Below are 16,001 nucleotides of genomic sequence, written 5' to 3'. Positions count from 1 at the left end.
CACCGCCAACGCCGGTTCATCGCAATCGATGCCAGCGGGTGACGATGCTTTGCTTCGGCATGTCAATACTTCGGTAGCGACGGATCTACGTCGTCGGCCCAACGTAAAATACCGCCGACCAGATTTTTCACTTTGCGAAAACCGGCTGTTTTCAGCAGTTCTACGGCCCGCCCGCTGCGCACACCGCTCCGGCAGTAGACCACCATCTCGCGTGCCGAATCGAGTTCGTTGATTCGTTCTGGCAACTGATCGAGCGGGATCAGCTTGTCGGTGCCGGGGATAGAGGCAATCGCCACTTCGTAGGGATTGCGCACATCGAGCAGGAAGGGACGGTCAGGCCGTTCCAGCCATTCCGCGAGTTCGCGCGGCGTGATCTCAAATTGGTTCGACAATGTCGGCTCCTCTGGTGCAATGCCACAAAATTGTTCATAATCGATCAGTTCGGTGATCGTCGGATGATCACCACAGACCGGGCACGACGGATTGCGGCGGAGCTTCAGCTCGCGGAAGCGCATGCTCAGCGCATCGTAGAGCAGGAGGCGCCCAATCAGTGGTTCGCCGATCCCGGTAAGCAATTTTATCACTTCTGTGGCTTGAATGGTACCGATCACCCCAGGGAGCACGCCCAGCACGCCACCCTCCGCGCAGCTCGGTACCAGCCCTGGCGGTGGTGGTTCGGGGTAGAGACAGCGGTAGCACGGCCCGCCATCACGGGCCGAGAAGACCGTAGCCTGACCTTCAAAACGGAAGATGCTGCCGTAGACGTTGGGCTTGCCCAGCAACACACAGGCGTCGTTGGTGAGGTAGCGGGTCGGGAAGTTGTCGGTGCCATCCACAATCACATCGTATGGCCGCATCAGATCGAGAGCGTTCTGCGAGGTGATCTGCGTTTCGTAGGTTGTGATCTCAATATACGGATTGAGATCTTGCAACCGCCGCTTCGCCGACTCGGTCTTCGCCACACCGACGGTGCTCGTACCGTGAACAATCTGACGCTGGAGATTGGACGCATCCACCACATCAAAATCAACCAGGCCGATATGCCCGACCCCGGCTGCGGCCAGATAGAGGGCCAGCGGCGATCCCAGACCACCGGTACCGATCAGCAACACACTGCCCTGTTTGAGCCGGCGCTGACCGGCCATCCCCACTTCGGGCATAATCAGATGACGCGAATAGCGGGCGATCTCTTCATTCGAGAGGGTCACCTCACTCATGGCTGTCCTCCTCCGGCGATTGCCGGAATAATGCTCACCGTATCGCCATCGCGCAGGGGTGTCGCCTCGCCATCGAGATAGCGAATATCCTCATCGCCAACGTACAGATTGACAAAACTGCGCAAACGGCCCTGATCATCGAGCAGATGGCGACCCAACGCCGGATACAGCTCGACCAGACCACGAATCAGGCCACCGACATCGCTGGCCTCCAGACTCACGCTCGCATTACCGCCGGCATACTGGCGCAGAGCTGTTGGAATTGTCACTGTCACCGCCATTGCAAGACTCCTTTGCACATAGATAAAGAGACGCAATACTTCAGATGTTATTTGCCATTCCCGGTCGTGATGATGCGCACCTCTTCTGCAATAAATCGTGTTCCTTCATTCACCAGCAACCAGGAATGTAAGGCCGTTGCCACACCGTTATGTACCGATTGGATGACAAATGAAAATCCTGACCCACCGATAGCCTGGGCGCCTATGCGATCTCGTTCCGATGGCACGGCCTCGGCATCGGGGTGAGAGTGATAACAGCCGATAATTTCATAACCGGCGGCACGTGTTTCGCGATCCACCCGCAAGTAATCACGTGGATCGAGGTAAAACCGATCCCGGCGCGAATGCGGATTATCGGTTGCAGCCAGTTGAACCTGGCCGCTCCAGCGATTTTCCAGGGTTACAACCTGTAGGACAGTTTTCTTTTCGCCATTGAGGGTGCCCACCAGCAAGCCCACACATTCATCGGGATACGTTGCTTCAGCGTGGGCAGCGATTGCTGCTGCGGCCTGATCAGGAATAATGAGTGTCATACGCACCTTAAACCTAAATACCGGCGCCTTCGGCGAAACCCGGTTCTTCCCAAAAGCGCTCACTGAGATAGCGATTCGCACTATCGCAAAGAATGGTCACAACCACACCCTGACCGACTTCACGAGCGACCCGTGCTGCGGCCACCACATTTGCGGCTGCTGAAATTCCCACCAGCAATCCCGCCCGGCGCGCCAGATGCCGGGCCATGGCAAAAGCGTCTTCGCTCCGCACTTCCACAATTGCATCGGCCTGTTCGGGCCGGTAAATCGCGGGCACGATCCGAGTGGAAGCCATATGCTTCACTCCCTCCAGTGCGTGGTACGGGCTATCAGGCTGAACGGCGATCAGACGAATGGCGGGGTTATACTCGCGCAATCGTCGACTGGTACCCATAAACGTACCACTGGTGCCCAATGCTGCCACAAAATGGGTGACACGGCCATCAGTCTGTTGCCAGATCTCCGGGCCGGTTGTCTCGTAGTGCGCCTGGGGATTGGCCGGATTGCTGTATTGATCGGGGTAAAAGTAGCGGTCAGGATGTTCGGCCACCAGTTGCCGGATGGTCGTGATCGCAGCATCCATTCCCTCAGCCGGATCGGTCAGGATCAGTTCAGCGCCAAGCGCACGGAGAATCCGCCGTCGTTCGATGCTGGCATTGGCCGGCATCGCCAGCGTCACCCCATAGCCGAGCGCTGCGCCAATCGTAGCGTAAGCGATCCCGGTGTTACCGCTAGTTGCATCGGCGATGCGAACCCCCGGTCGCAACAAACCGCGCCGCTCGCCGTCGCGAATCATCCATAGCGCGGGCCGATCCTTTACCGAACCACCGGGATTGTACCACTCCGCCTTGCCGTACAGCTCAACGCCAGCCGGCAGATCGAGCACGTGGTGGAGCGGCAACAACGGTGTTTGACCAACAAGATCGAGCAGAGTCGTCATATATACACTCGTTGGATATCAATCCTACGGATTGGCGATAATGTCAAATCTGGTTTAATAACAGTCATTGCACCCTATCATCCCCGCCCCCGGCGATGCGGGTAAGTGTGGGGTCTATCCCCTGGAAGCGTGCACATCCGGCACACTTCACCACCTGCACCAGCTCGCGCCAGCGGGAGCCACCCTGCACTGGTGATCCCCGCCCCCAGCGGGGGCGGGTGAGGGTGGGGGCTATCCCCTGGAAGCACGCGCTTCCGGCGCGCCCCACAGCCCACCGCGCCTGCTTCCACCCGTGTACCGCAACTTTGCACCAGCTCGCGCCAGCGGGAGCCACCCTGCACCGGTGATCCCCGTCCCCGGCGGGAGCGGGTGAGGATGGGGCTATCCCCTGGCAGCGTGCGCTTCCAACTCGCTTCACCCACCACGCCTGCTTCCACCCGTGTACCGCAACTTTGCACCAGCTCGCGCCAGCGGGAGCCACCCTGCACCCGTGATCTCCGCCCCCGGCAAGGCGGGTGAGGGTGGGGGCTATCCCCTGGAAGCATGCGCTTCCGGCGCGCTCACCACCTGCTACGACACCCTGGGAGGGCGCACCTCCGGCGCACTTTACCACCTGCACCAGCTCGCGCCAGCAGGAGCCACCCTGCGCCAGTGATCCCCGCCCCCAGCGGGGGCGGGTGAGGGTGGGGGCTATCCCCTGGAAGCATGCGCCTCCAACTCGCTTCGTCCACCACGCCTGCTTCCACCCGTGTACCGCAACTTTGTACCAGCTCGCGCCAGCGGGAGCCACCCCTGCACCGGTGATCCCCGCCCCAGGCGGGGGCGGGGTAGGGTGGGGGCTATCCCCTGGAAGCATGCGCCTCCAACTCGCTTCGTCCACCACGCCTGCTTCCACCCGTGTACCGCAACTTTGTACCAGCTCGCGCCAGCGGGAGCCACCCCTGCACCGGTGATCCCCGCCCCCGGCGGGGGCGGGGTAGGGTGGGGGCCTGTCAGCATCCCCTGGGAGCGCGCGCCTCCGGCGCGCCCCACAGCCCACCGCATCTCCTGGGAGCGCGCGCCTCCGGCGCGCCCCACAGCCCACCGCACCTGCTGCCGGTAATGCACAGTGTCAATCAGGATGTCCCATTACGCCTGACGCTCGACCAGTCGTGCTGCGGCCTTTAACGTTCTGAATATCAGGGTAGCACAATGGGGCCGGGCCTGAAAGACCTCACTTCCCACAATCTGCACTGCTGCTGTTTCGTCGAGTGCCAGCAGATCGGCTACCGTTGCCCCCTGCAACTGCTCGATCAGGATTGATGCTGTGCCAACACTGACACTACACCCCTGACCGGTAAATTGCAAATCGGTAAGCCGGCCGTTGGGCGCAACCCGCAGATAGACGGTGAGCGTATCACCACAATCAGGTACACCACCGCTGTAGGTTATCGCATCGGGCAGCTCGCCGTAGTGACGAGGCTGGCGGTAATGATCGAGCAGACGTTCGATTGCATCCTGGTGTGAAACTGGTTCAGACACCGATTGTCATCTCCATGGTAGCAGCGATTTCACTCTGCCGTTACTCTTCATTGTACGCCGATTACGACGTGGTGTCGTATCAATAACTCCGGCGTGCGTACTCTCATTGCGCGAATAGCCTGTGAGTTGCGGGGACACGCCGGTCATTCTTGTGGTTGCCTGCTGCAACTTTCGTTGTGCGACCCTTACACCTACCTGAGACATTGCAGGGGCGACACATGAGTCACCCCTCACCCGCTGAGACGATCTTTAGTAGAGCTGTTTACGCTACGCTCTACACATTCTTCTCGATGGGCAGACCAACGCTGTTGCCCCACTCCGTCCAGCTCCCATCGTAATTGCGGACATTGGGGAAGCCCAGCAAGTAGGTCAGCACAAACCAGGTATGGCTGCTCCGCTCACCAATCCGGCAGTAGGCGATAACCTCTTTGTCGGGGGTAACACCCTGAGCGGCGTACAACTCGCGTAGCTCCTCGACGCTCTTGAAGGTGCTATCCTCATTCACCGCCCTGGCCCAGGGAATGTTGACCGCGGTGGGAATGTGGCCGCCGCGTAGCGTGCCCTCTTGCGGATAATCGGGCATATGGGTGCGTTCGCCGGTATACTCTTGCGGGCTACGGACATCGACCAGAACACCTTTGCGCTGACGGACAAACTCCAGCACCTGATCGCGAAATGCCCGAATTTCAGCGTCATTGCGCGGTGGCGCGACATAATTTCCTGGTGGATACGAGGGAACTTCGCGCGTCAACGGACGACCCTCAGCAATCCACTTCGCCCGCCCACCGTTCATAATGCGCACATCACGATGACCGAAGAGTTTAAAGACCCAAAAGGCATAGGTTGCCCACCAGTTGTGCTTATCACCGTACAGAACGACCGTAGTATCGTTACTGATGCCCTTTACCCGCATCAGTGCGGCAAACCGATCAGAGTCAAGATAATCACGAACAACCGGATCGTTCAAGTCTTGCACCCAGTCAATCTTCACCGCGCCGGGAATGTGACCGGTATCGTACAGCAACAGATCTTCATCGCTCTCGACGATGCGAACATTGGGATCATTGAGGTGATCGGCGACCCACTGGGTCTCGACCAGTGCTTCGGGATGGGCGTAACCGCTCATAGAAACCTCCACCTTAGCAAATAGCAGTGCCTGTAGCGACCTACCGACACTGCCATTGTAGCGTGTTTTACTCCATTAGTCAAGTTGTTAATCAGAAAACTCAACAAATACCCGGTTGTCACGTACCTCACTGCGGTAAGTGGCGACCGGGGCAAACGCGGGCAGGGTGCGGGGTTTGCCGGTGCGCAAATCAAACAGTGAACCGTGCATCGGACACTCGACGCACAACTCTTCCGTATCAAGGTCACCCTCGCTCAACGAAGCTTCGTCGTGTGAACAGAGATCGTCGAGCGCGTAGACATCGTGCTCTGCCACCCGAAAGATGGCGATCCGGCGCCCGCCAACGGTAAATGCGCGACCACTACCTACCGGGACATCGTCGAGTGTACAAACCTCAACCAGTTGCATGGCCTACTCCGTGTTGGTTCAAAGCAGGTGAAGGTTCCAGGTATTTGACATAACCCAAGTTGCTCCCTTTGTCACCACAGAGGCACAGAGGATTGGTACAATCCGGGTTGTTACCGCGAGGCGTGACGTAGCACGTCCATGGGGAACTGGCTGCTCCCCACATCGTCCATGCAGTTACGCCATACGATGTTGCGGACAACGTCGTGCTGTGCATCCTGACAGTCAGTCTCTATGGTCTGCTCACAGCATAGGTGTCAACTTGAGTTGACATAATTGAATGTTCGCGAAACAATCTGAGCGCTCCCGATGAAGGGGAGCGCTCTTCTCCACTCATCTCACCCAGTCAATTAGCCGACCGACCCTTCCATTTCGAGCTGGATCAGGCGGTTCAGCTCAACCGCGTACTCCATCGGCAGTTCGCGGGTGAATGGCTCCATGAAGCCGAGCACGATCATCGAGAGGGCATCCGACTCGGAGATACCGCGGCTCATCAGGTAGAAGAGCTGTTCGGCACCGATCCGACCAACGGTTGCCTCGTGGGCCAGCGTGCAGCGATCCTCTTCAATCTCGATATACGGAATCGTATCCGAGGCTGAATGCTCGTCCAGGATCAGCGCGTCACAGTTGACGTTGATCTTCGCGCCGTAAGCGCCGGGTGCCACCTTCGCCAGCCCACGGTAGGTTGTCTTACCACCATCCTTGCTCACCGACTTGTTGGTAATGCGTGAGGTGGTTTCCGGGGCCAGGTGTATCATCTTGGCACCGGCGTCCTGATGCTGACCACGTCCGGCATACGCTACCGAGAGCACCTCGCCGCGTGCCTTGCGTCCCATCAGGTAAACCGACGGGTACTTCATGGTCAGCTTCGAGCCGATATTACCGTCCACCCACTCCATGCTGGCCTCTTCGTAGGCCACCGCTCGCTTGGTGACCAGATTGAAGATGTTGTTGGCCCAGTTCTGAATCGTGGTGTAGCGGAACTTGCCACCTTTCTTCACAATCACCTCGACCACTGCCGAGTGGAGCGAGTTGGTGCTGTAGATCGGTGCTGTACAACCCTCAATGTAGTGCGCCTCGGCTCCCTCATCGATAATGATCAGCGTTCGCTCGAACTGCCCCATGCGCTCGGCGTTGATGCGGAAATAGGCCTGGAGCGGAATATCAACCTTCACTCCCTTTGGCACGTAGACGAACGAGCCACCCGACCAGACCGCAGTATTGAGCGCAGCATACTTGTTGTCTGCCGCCGGCACAATCGTCCCGAAGTACTCTTTGAAGAATTCGGGGTACTCTTTCAGGGCTGTGTCGGTATCGAGGAAGATCACACCCTGCTTTGCCCACTCCTCACGCAGCGAGTGATAGACCACTTCCGACTCATACTGGGCACCGACACCGGCCAGGAACTTCCGCTCGGCTTCGGGAATACCCAGACGCTCGAAGGTGTTCTTGATCTCCGGCGGCACGGCATCCCAGTCGGTCTGTGGACGCTCGTTGGCGCGGACGAAGTAGTGAATATCGTCGTAGTTCAGTTCGGCCAGTTCAGGATTGGCCCAGGTGCCCACCAGAGGTGTAGGCTTCTTGTTGAAGATCTCGAGTGCGCGCAGACGGCGCTTGAGCATCCACTCCGGTTCACCCTTCATCCCGGAGAGTTCGCGCACGATCCGCTCGTTGAGACCTTTCGGTGCTTTATAGACATAGCGCTCTTCCTGACGGAAACCATAGCGCGAGTAATCGAATTGCAAATTGACTGCTTCAGCAACCACGGTGCTACTCCTTTTCCAGGTATCTGACTACATATCTTCATCCATCTGGCTCACCCCGTAGAGGCCGGCCTTTAAGGCTTTCAGCGAAAGCAAGGCGCATTTGAGCCGGGTTGGGTTGTGAGCCAGCGGTATCCCGATTAAATCGAGTAGATCATCCTTACTAAACTGTTTGGCGGCAGCGACCGGCATCCCCTTGATCGCTTCGGTCAGGAGTGACGCACTGGCCTGGCTGATCGCACACCCTCGCCCGCTGAAGCGCACATCGGTAATCACATCATCGGTAATCGCCAGTTCCAGCCGGATTTGATCGCCGCAGAGCGGATTACGCTCCTCGCGGATAACCGTCGGTGCCGGTAGATGACCGAAGTTGCGCGGATGACGGGCATGTTCGAGAATTTGTTCGCGATAAATGTCATCCATGGTCGTTTCCTGCCTCTATCAGGCAAAGAGCTGTCGTGCCTTGTGCAACCCGGCAACCAGCCGATCAATCTCTTCGGGCAAGTTGTACAGGTAGAAGCTGGCCCGCGTGGTTGCCGGTACCCCTAATACCCGATGCAGGGGCTGGGTACAGTGATGGCCGGCACGTACTGCAACCCCTTCCTGATCCAGAACCGCCGCCACGTCGTGCGGATGGACGCCTTCAAGGCTGAAGCTGATGGCACCGCCGCGATCTGGCCCGGCCGGCGGCCCATAGATCGTTATGCCGGGAACGGCGGCCAGCCGTTCAAGTGCATACGCGGTCAGTTCCTGTTCGTGCTGATGAATGGTCGCCAATCCCACCTCTTGCAGGTAGTCGGCTGCTTCGCCGAGAGCGATTGCTTCGCCGATTGCCGGTGTTCCTGCCTCAAACCGTGCCGGTATCGCGGCGAAGGTACTGTGATCAAGCTCGACCAGGTCGATCATTGAGCCACCACCCAGAAATGGCGGCATCGCCTGCAACACCTCACGCCGGCCCCACAGCACGCCAATCCCGGTTGGGCCGCACATCTTGTGGCCGCTAAAGGCCAGAAAATCAATACCCAACGCCTGTACGTCAACCGGCATATGCGGCACACTCTGGGCAGCGTCGAGCAAGACCCGTGCTCCGACTGCTCGCGCCCGGGCGACAATTGGTGCCACCGGGTTGATCGTGCCCAAGACGTTCGATTGGTGCGTAAAGGCAACCAGCTTTACCCGTTCGTCGAGCAGACGGTCGAGATCATCAAGTACCAGTCGTCCCTGCCCATCGAAGGGCAGATAGATCAGCTCGGCACCGGTACGTTGCGCCAGCAACTGCCAGGGCACAATATTCGAGTGGTGCTCCATCATAGTCAGCAAAATGCGATCACCAGCGCGAATATTTGCCCCACCCCAGGCATAAGCAACCAGGTTAATCGCTTCGGTGGTATTACGAACAAAAATGATCTCGCGTTGACTGGCAGCATTGATAAAGCGTGCCAGCTTTCCCCGTGCTCGCTCGTAGGCAAAGGTTGCCTCTTCGCTCAAGCGGTAGACACCGCGATGAACGTTGGCATTGTAGCGCCGGTAATAATCTTCCAGCGTCTCAATCACCCGGCGTGGTTTTTGTGACGATGCGGCACTGTCGAGAAAGGCCAGTGGCTTGCCGTGAACATGCTGTTGCAAGATCGGAAACTCTCGTCGCAGTGCAAGCACATCGAACTGAGACAGGATAGCCATATTCTATGACCTCATCTGTCACCGCCAGGATTGTCGGCGACAGTCTATACGGCAAGGCGCTCTCCGACGACCGTATCCGGGGGCTTGCCGCAGGCTAACCCAACCTGCGGCAAGATCACCCTAGATTTTGGCTGCAATCTCTGCCGTCAGCTCAGCCCGCAGCTCTTCCAGCGGCACCGTTTCAAGTGCCGGCTCGAAGAAACCCATCACGATCATGCGTTGCGCTTCTACCCGTGGAATACCGCGGGTTTGCATATAGAAGAGCTGCTCTTCGTCAATATCACCGCTGGTTGAAGCATGGCCACCCTTCAACACGTCATTCGTGCTAATCATCAGGCCGGGAATACTGTCGTTCCGTGCCTTGGGACTGAGGTGAAGAGCATGCTCTTCCAGCCGGGTACTGGTAGCCGCCGACTCGTGCTCGATCTTGATCATGCCGTCGAACACACTGTACGCGGTATCGTTGACCACCGTCTTAAACTGCATAAAGCTCTCGCAATTGTGTCCGACGTGGCGCATCCAGGGCGCGATAACCAGATGCTGACTATCGGCAGCAAATGTTGCCCCAAGCCAGTTCAGCCGCGAGCCATTGCCCACCAGTGTCGTTTCAGCTTCTATATGCTGCACCTGCCCGCCGAGTTGAATGGATGTCCACTCCAGGCTGGCATCGCGCTGCAAGATTGCCCGCTGCCCACCCAGATGGTACACACCGGTGCCCCAGTGCTGAATGCTGACAAAGCGCACACTGGCGCCATCACCGACAAAGATTTCGGTAATGGGGCCGGCAAACGAACCGGCACGCAGATCAGGCGAGGTAAACTCCTCGATGAGGGTAACACTTGCCTGCGGTTCGACAATCACCAGCGTGCGCGGGAAGATTGCCACCCCGTCAGCGCCCAGCGTGTAGATCAGACGCAGTGGCACTTCGATTGCCACACCTTTGGGCACGTACAGCAACGCACCGTCTTGCCAGAGCGCAGCGCGCAGGGCGCTAAACTTATGCTTCAACGGCTCAACCGCCGTATCCATGTAACGCTGAATCAGTGCCTCATGGCTGTGCAAGGCGGCAGCCAGCGTGGTGAAGATGACACCCTGGCTACTCAGGGCCGGGTCCCACTGGATCGCAGTTGCATGCGCGCCATCGGCAGGGGCAATCGTCGTCGGATCGAGCTTGCTCAGATCGGTACGTCGCCACTCTGGTGGATTCATCTGCGCGAATGCAGCCCATGCCTCACGCCGGCGCTCGGTCAACCAGGCTGGCTCGCCGGCCGCTTGCGAGCGGGCCACAACAAACTCAGCACTGATTTCGTTTAGGGTTGGGAGTGTTGTCGTCATCTACATTCCCCCTATGCTGCACCGGTCAGCTCTTCGCGGAGCCAATCGTAACCCTTCTCTTCCAGCTCCAGCGCCAGCTCAGGACCACCCTCGCGGACGATCCGGCCATCCATCATCACCGAGACCACGTCGGGCTTGATGTAATTCAGCAGGCGCTGATAGTGGGTAATCACCAGGACCCCCATGTGCGGCCCTGCCAGCCGATTGACACCATTGGCAACGATCCGCAACGCATCAATATCAAGACCTGAGTCAGTCTCATCAAGTACAGCCATTGTTGGCTTTAACAACATCATCTGCAAAATCTCAAGCCGCTTCTTTTCGCCACCGCTAAAGCCATCATTGAGATAACGACGGGCGAAGCTCTCGTCCATATCGAGCAGATTCAAGCCCTCACGCAACAGTTTGCGGAACTCGGCGGCGGGAATTGCCGTCTCTTTGGGGTCTTTGCCCTCCTCGGCACGGTGCGCGTTAATGGCCGAACGCAGGAAATTCGCCACCGTCACACCCGGCACCGCTACCGGATACTGGAATGCGAGGAAGACACCCAGGCGGCTGCGCTCATCCGGCTCGAGTTCGAGCAGATTGTGGCCTTTGTACCAGATTTCGCCCCCGGTCACCTCATAGGATGGATGACCGGCGATGATGTATGACAGAGTGCTCTTGCCACTGCCATTCGGCCCCATAATGGCGTGAACTGTGCCCTGGCGCACGGTCAGATTGACACCGCGCAGAATCTCTTTGTCGCCAATCCGGGCGTAGAGATCTTTGATGATCAGATCGTTGCTCATGGACTCCTCGATACAGATTTACTACAACAGGCTTATACCTCAGTCGTCGGATCAGCAGCCGGAGGTGTCATGGTCAGCGGAATATCTTGTGGACGCAGGACGAAGCGGCAATTATGCGCTCCGGCTCGAATCGTATCTTCGAGCACCAGCTTCTCGCCCAGGACATACTCGATCATCCGCCGCTCCATTGAACAGACCTCGGGATAATCGGCTGCCACATCGTAGTACGGGCAGGCGAACAGGCGTAACACATCGCCTTCCGGATCAATTTCCGCCGGCACGCCACGCTGTTCAAGTAATGCCCGCAGCTCATTCAGGCGTGCAGCTACATCTGAGCCTGCCATACGGTCGGCATACTCACTCGCCAGGCGCTGGCTGACCCGATCAAGCAACTGCTCGACCTTGCCCTCCCCTTCCAGCTCGATCAGCTCGCGCAGCAAGGTGCTGATGAGCCGATCATACTGCTTGGGGAAGGATTTTTGAGCCTTTTCAGACAAGCTATACACCAATCGCGGACGACCCGGCCCACTTCGCTCACTGGTAACCTCGACCATGCCTTCGGCCTGTAAATGCACAAGATGATCGCGAACGGCTGTCGTACTGACACCGATCAAATCAGCAAGTTCTTTTACTGTGGCCCTGGCATGACGCTGTAAGTAGCGTAAGATGATGCCGGCTGGACTGTCGGACGGGTAACGTGTGGTATCCATAGTCGCACTACTCCGAACTACTACTGTACAGTCTACCAGCATTTCAGTCTATTGTCAATAAAAAAACCAAAAACCTTTTTTATTTCAGATGTGTAATTGTGTAATTGACATTACGTGAAATCAGTACTACACTGCATGTGTGCCCGACAGACCGGGGCACGTCGGACGCAACGGGCGACCGGCGCCACGGTCACCCGTTGCCTAACACAGGAGCAGATAGTATGCGCTGGGAGTACAAGGTGGTGTTTGTCGAGGCGTGGCAGCGTGTTTCCGTTGAAGGTCAGGAGAGTTACCCGGAAGCAGGCGAGCGTAATACCGGGTTTGCCCGGCGTTTCCTCAACGGTTTGGGCGCTGATGGCTGGGAGGTGTGTGGGGTACAGGCAGTGATGCCGGGACGCAGTTACGTCATTCTCAAACGACCTCTGGCCGATGGTGCTGAACCCGATCTGTCAGTCGCCCGTCGTCCTAATCCGAATGCGCCGTGAAAGTGGACGTTTATCGGTCGGCGCGACGGGGTGTATCGGTGATCTGAACCATACGGTGTCGCTCAAGCACGGTTGTACTGAAGAGGGCAGGTTGTCAGCCTGCCCTCTTCAATGTGCTGCGATACTGGACTCATTTGTCGCCAAAGTGAGGATCGCGGCGTGGTGTGACTCGTGGGCCGCGTGTGGTGAAAATACCCCCTTCGGCTGCATTACTGCGTTCGTGGGTCAGGCTGATACTTGGTGGTTGGGGGCCGTCACTCTGCCCAACAGCGATCCGTTGCAGGTCGCGCTGACGCAGTTCTTCCGCACGCTCAATCAATTCTGGTGCTTCGGTATAGTAGAACTCCAGCGCCTGCCCGTGCTGATCAATGCCGGTGTAGCGCAATTCGACCAGGCTACCGGCAGGGATACCGCCCGAGGCAAGAAGATCGGACAGGGGCGACTCTATGTCTTTCAAGATGCGTTGTCGCAGTGGCCGAGCGCCAAAACGCGAATCAAACCCTTTATTGAGGAGATACTCCTTTGCTTCGGGTGTGACGCGCAATTGAATGGCATAGCGGAGATATTGTTGATTGCATTCGGCAATCATCCGGTCGAATACATGGCTGAGTGTTTCGGCAGAAAGCGGGCGGAATGCAATAATCTCATCGAGCCGGTTGATCCATTCCGGCTGAAAGACCTTTTGCAAGGCTTCAAACCCGATTTGATAGATTTCACGGCCGGTCGCTTCAACATCTTTATGGGGGGTACGGAATCCAATTGTGCGCCGATCAAGAAAATCAACCATCTCTTTAGCACCGACATTGGTGGTGAAAATAACAATACTCTGCTGAAAACTCACCCGTCGGCCACCATTGAGCAGAAGAATCTCGCCATCTTCCATCACTTGCAACAGGAGGTTCCACAGTTCAGGTTGTCCCTTCTCGATCTCATCGAATAGGACAACACTGTTCTCTTGTTCGATAATGTCGGGATTGAGCAACGGTTTCTGGTCGCGCCCTACATAACTCGGCGGCGCACCAACCAGTGCACTCACCTCGTGGCCCTGGCTAAAGAGCGAGCAGTCAATCTTGAGAAATGCACTGCCATCCGGGCGGAGCAGTTCGGCCAGTGCCCGGGCAGTAGCTGTTTTGCCAACGCCCGTCGGGCCAAGGAAGAGGAGTGTCGCCCGCGGACGACGGCTATTGCCTGCTGAAAACCCGAACCGTGAACGGTTTAAGACGCGAATCACGCTTTCGATGGCGCGTTCCTGGCCAAAAATCTGTTCGCGTAGACGTTTCTCTACCAGATCAAGAGGATTTTTATCACCGCGGATGGCCAGTTTCATGGTGCGCTCTTCTGTCATAACGCCTCCCCTGACAGCTACCGGCTTTTGCTGATGCACCTGTGCCAGTGCCGGGTGAAGCGCTGCCTTGTGCCGCGCAATACTGGGAATCGGCTCTCACCCGCGCAGGGCCAATGTTCCTACTCTTAAACGATAATATGTAGCTTTATTGTACCACTATCCCCTGCGTTTGGTTGATGATGAGGAAATTGTTATCAACGCAGCCACGCCAGCGCTGTGGTTACCACAATGATCGAGTAGAAGAGCAAGACGAGTGGAAAACCTCCCAATAAGATGATCAGTCCAATGTACGGCAGTGAACCGCACGAGTAAGCGACGCTTACCACAACCATGAGCAGGCGGCCTCGCTTACGTCCGGTCGCCCAGTCGATCAGGCGAGCAAGCGCATTGCCGGTCATCGGGCCGAGCAGGAAGGCGACAATGAAGCCAAAAAATCCAGCCCAGCCAATCACGACCCCGGCAACAAAGGTGACGATCACCCCGTACAAAAGCGCAACAATTCCGGCGATCAGTAACTGTATGGGAGCTACCTGATAGTTCACCGGCATCCGCTCTCGGGCACAGTCCGGGCAGATCTGGCCGACCGGCGTAGCGCGGGCACACTCTGGACAAATCGGACGACTACAACTAATACAGCGCAACCCGGTTTCGCGTTGCGGATGGCGATAGCAGAATAGCGTCTCCGTTTCAGGCGGTGCTGGTGATTCAGAAGGTTCTGTAACGACCGCGGTCTCACTCTGCTCACGCACCTGTACGCCGGTGGGTGCGAGTAATTCACCCGCTGCCAGTCTTGCCTCTACCTGTTCCAGAGTTGCTCGTGCTTCGGCCAGGTTGGGATCAATTGCCAGTGCGCGCAGAAGGTACTCACGCTTGTCGCGATATGGCCGCACGGCGGCGGCCATCCCCAGAAGCGCTTCCACGTAGTTGGGATCAATTTCGAGCGCTTCGCGAAACCGCAACCGTGCAGTTACGGTGTCGCCGGCGATTAATGCCGCTCTTCCGGCAGCAGTCAATTCAGCAGCCGTCATCGTCGATTCAGTCATGACGCCTCCGCAGAACAAAAAAGTAGCATGGTGCATCGGCTGGCGCAGGTGCCTCATAAATCCGACGCAGGATCGGTTCCCACAGGAGATTAGGCGTAAAGGGTGGTGCTATCAACCAGCGCCCCGTTAGCGCACGTGTGATCAGGCTCGGCGCACCGTAGTAGTGACTGAGATCAAACAACTTTAGGGCTGCATCACTCATATATGGTCGGCAGACCTCTACGGTGAAGCCTGCACGGGTAAAGCGTTCTGTCCATTCAGCTCTGCTGAGCGTGTTGTAATGATATGAAATACGGTTGAACCAGCGTCCATAGATGCTACTACCATCAAATCCCAACCGATCAAGCAGCCACGTGCCGAGTAATTCCCGTGGGAAACGATCACCCACGACTGAGGCAACAAACGGGGCTCCAGGACGAACAACTCGTGCCACTTCCCGTAGGGTTTGATCAAGCGGCTGTACGTGTTCAAGCACACAATTTGAGATTGCCGCAGCAAACGATTGATCAGCGAACGGTAGGGCAGCACCATCGGCCACACACAATGCTGCATAAACACCTCGCCGTGCCGCTTCGTGCGTGTCGGCTTTGCGTGGATCAATACCAATGATCCGCTTGTTGGGCAGAGAAATCTGAACAAATGTTCCGTCACCGGAGCCAATATCAAGGATGGGTTCCGGCAAATCAGGTGCCAGTTCAGCAAACAGTCGTGCTTCTATAGAACGGATCATCGCCCGATGTATGGGCAATGTGAGCAAATGTGGTCGTAAGTAGTCAGGCATATCAGCAACCTTCATCGAGAGTCTATCGAAGGTATTGTACCGCGT

The 16,001-nt window shown here is 57.3% G+C and carries 17 protein-coding genes; 1 reads left to right on the top strand and 16 read right to left on the bottom strand.

The annotated features are described in order from the left end of the window. Positions 1 to 62: 62 nt before the first annotated feature. The 13 genes from moeB to CAUR_RS18275 form a co-directional block, all read right to left on the bottom strand. Entirely contained in the window at positions 63 to 1,217 is a 1,155-nt protein-coding gene (gene moeB / locus CAUR_RS18335; protein WP_012259329.1) for a molybdopterin-synthase adenylyltransferase MoeB, read from the bottom strand. Further along, positions 1,214 to 1,498 carry a MoaD/ThiS family protein gene (locus tag CAUR_RS18330; protein ID WP_012259328.1) on the bottom strand — a complete coding sequence of 95 codons (285 nt, stop codon included), beginning with the start codon at positions 1,496 to 1,498 and terminating at the stop codon, positions 1,214 to 1,216. Before CAUR_RS18330 ends, moeB begins: the two co-directional genes overlap by 4 nt. A gap of 47 nt (positions 1,499 to 1,545) precedes the next feature. Beyond that, a complete protein-coding gene (locus tag CAUR_RS18325) occupies positions 1,546 to 2,031 on the bottom strand; it encodes a M67 family metallopeptidase (protein ID WP_012259327.1) in 486 nt (161 codons plus the stop codon). A gap of 13 nt (positions 2,032 to 2,044) precedes the next feature. Further along, the gene (locus tag CAUR_RS18320; RefSeq protein WP_012259326.1) at positions 2,045 to 2,971 is read right to left on the bottom strand and encodes a PLP-dependent cysteine synthase family protein; all 927 of its coding nucleotides are present in this window, start codon (positions 2,969 to 2,971) and stop codon (positions 2,045 to 2,047) included. Between the two features lie 1,128 nt (positions 2,972 to 4,099). Continuing rightward, complete coding sequence (locus tag CAUR_RS18315; RefSeq protein ID WP_012259325.1) at positions 4,100 to 4,492, bottom strand: iron-sulfur cluster assembly scaffold protein; 393 nt, start codon at positions 4,490 to 4,492, stop codon at positions 4,100 to 4,102. Positions 4,493 to 4,766: 274 nt separating this feature from the next. Then, positions 4,767 to 5,618, bottom strand: coding sequence for a sulfurtransferase (locus CAUR_RS18310; protein ID WP_012259324.1), 852 nt, complete (start codon positions 5,616 to 5,618; stop codon positions 4,767 to 4,769). 87 nt (positions 5,619 to 5,705) lie between these two features. Then, complete coding sequence (locus CAUR_RS18305; protein WP_012259323.1) at positions 5,706 to 6,026, bottom strand: non-heme iron oxygenase ferredoxin subunit; 321 nt, start codon at positions 6,024 to 6,026, stop codon at positions 5,706 to 5,708. A gap of 347 nt (positions 6,027 to 6,373) precedes the next feature. After that, on the bottom strand, positions 6,374 to 7,789 hold the full coding sequence (gene sufB, locus CAUR_RS18300) for a Fe-S cluster assembly protein SufB (RefSeq protein WP_012259322.1): 1,416 nt from the start codon (positions 7,787 to 7,789) through the stop codon (positions 6,374 to 6,376). 27 nt (positions 7,790 to 7,816) lie between these two features. Continuing rightward, positions 7,817 to 8,209, bottom strand: coding sequence for a Fe-S cluster assembly sulfur transfer protein SufU (gene sufU, locus CAUR_RS18295; RefSeq protein ID WP_012259321.1), 393 nt, complete (start codon positions 8,207 to 8,209; stop codon positions 7,817 to 7,819). A gap of 18 nt (positions 8,210 to 8,227) precedes the next feature. Further along, a complete protein-coding gene (locus tag CAUR_RS18290; RefSeq protein ID WP_012259320.1) occupies positions 8,228 to 9,466 on the bottom strand; it encodes a cysteine desulfurase in 1,239 nt (412 codons plus the stop codon). Positions 9,467 to 9,586: 120 nt separating this feature from the next. Beyond that, positions 9,587 to 10,801 (bottom strand): Fe-S cluster assembly protein SufD, encoded by a 1,215-nt coding sequence (gene sufD / locus CAUR_RS18285; protein WP_012259319.1) that lies wholly within the window; start codon positions 10,799 to 10,801, stop codon positions 9,587 to 9,589. An 11-nt stretch (positions 10,802 to 10,812) separates the two neighbouring features. Next, positions 10,813 to 11,592, bottom strand: a complete 780-nt coding sequence (gene sufC / locus CAUR_RS18280; RefSeq protein ID WP_012259318.1) for a Fe-S cluster assembly ATPase SufC — start codon at positions 11,590 to 11,592, stop codon at positions 10,813 to 10,815. A gap of 32 nt (positions 11,593 to 11,624) precedes the next feature. Further along, positions 11,625 to 12,302, bottom strand: a complete 678-nt coding sequence (locus tag CAUR_RS18275; RefSeq protein WP_012259317.1) for a helix-turn-helix transcriptional regulator — start codon at positions 12,300 to 12,302, stop codon at positions 11,625 to 11,627. A gap of 221 nt (positions 12,303 to 12,523) precedes the next feature. On the opposite strand from CAUR_RS18275, the gene CAUR_RS18270 reads away from it, so the two are divergent. Beyond that, on the top strand, positions 12,524 to 12,787 hold the full coding sequence (locus CAUR_RS18270) for a DUF4177 domain-containing protein (protein ID WP_012259316.1): 264 nt from the start codon (positions 12,524 to 12,526) through the stop codon (positions 12,785 to 12,787). 130 nt (positions 12,788 to 12,917) lie between these two features. On the opposite strand, the gene CAUR_RS18265 is transcribed toward CAUR_RS18270, so the two are convergent. The 3 genes from CAUR_RS18265 to CAUR_RS18255 form a co-directional block, all read right to left on the bottom strand. Continuing rightward, on the bottom strand, positions 12,918 to 14,132 hold the full coding sequence (locus CAUR_RS18265; protein WP_012259315.1) for an AAA family ATPase: 1,215 nt from the start codon (positions 14,130 to 14,132) through the stop codon (positions 12,918 to 12,920). Between the two features lie 194 nt (positions 14,133 to 14,326). After that, positions 14,327 to 15,175: a hypothetical protein gene (locus CAUR_RS18260; protein WP_012259314.1), complete on the bottom strand. Its 849-nt coding sequence runs from the start codon at positions 15,173 to 15,175 to the stop codon at positions 14,327 to 14,329. Beyond that, a complete protein-coding gene (locus CAUR_RS18255; RefSeq protein WP_012259313.1) occupies positions 15,168 to 15,956 on the bottom strand; it encodes a class I SAM-dependent methyltransferase in 789 nt (262 codons plus the stop codon). Before CAUR_RS18255 ends, CAUR_RS18260 begins: the two co-directional genes overlap by 8 nt. Positions 15,957 to 16,001: the final 45 nt, after the last annotated feature.

The organism is Chloroflexus aurantiacus J-10-fl, from assembly GCF_000018865.1.
Lineage (GTDB): Bacteria > Chloroflexota > Chloroflexia > Chloroflexales > Chloroflexaceae > Chloroflexus > Chloroflexus aurantiacus.
The sequence above is the reverse complement of the archived record's forward strand: the minus strand, read 5'-3'. Positions and strand labels throughout refer to the sequence as shown.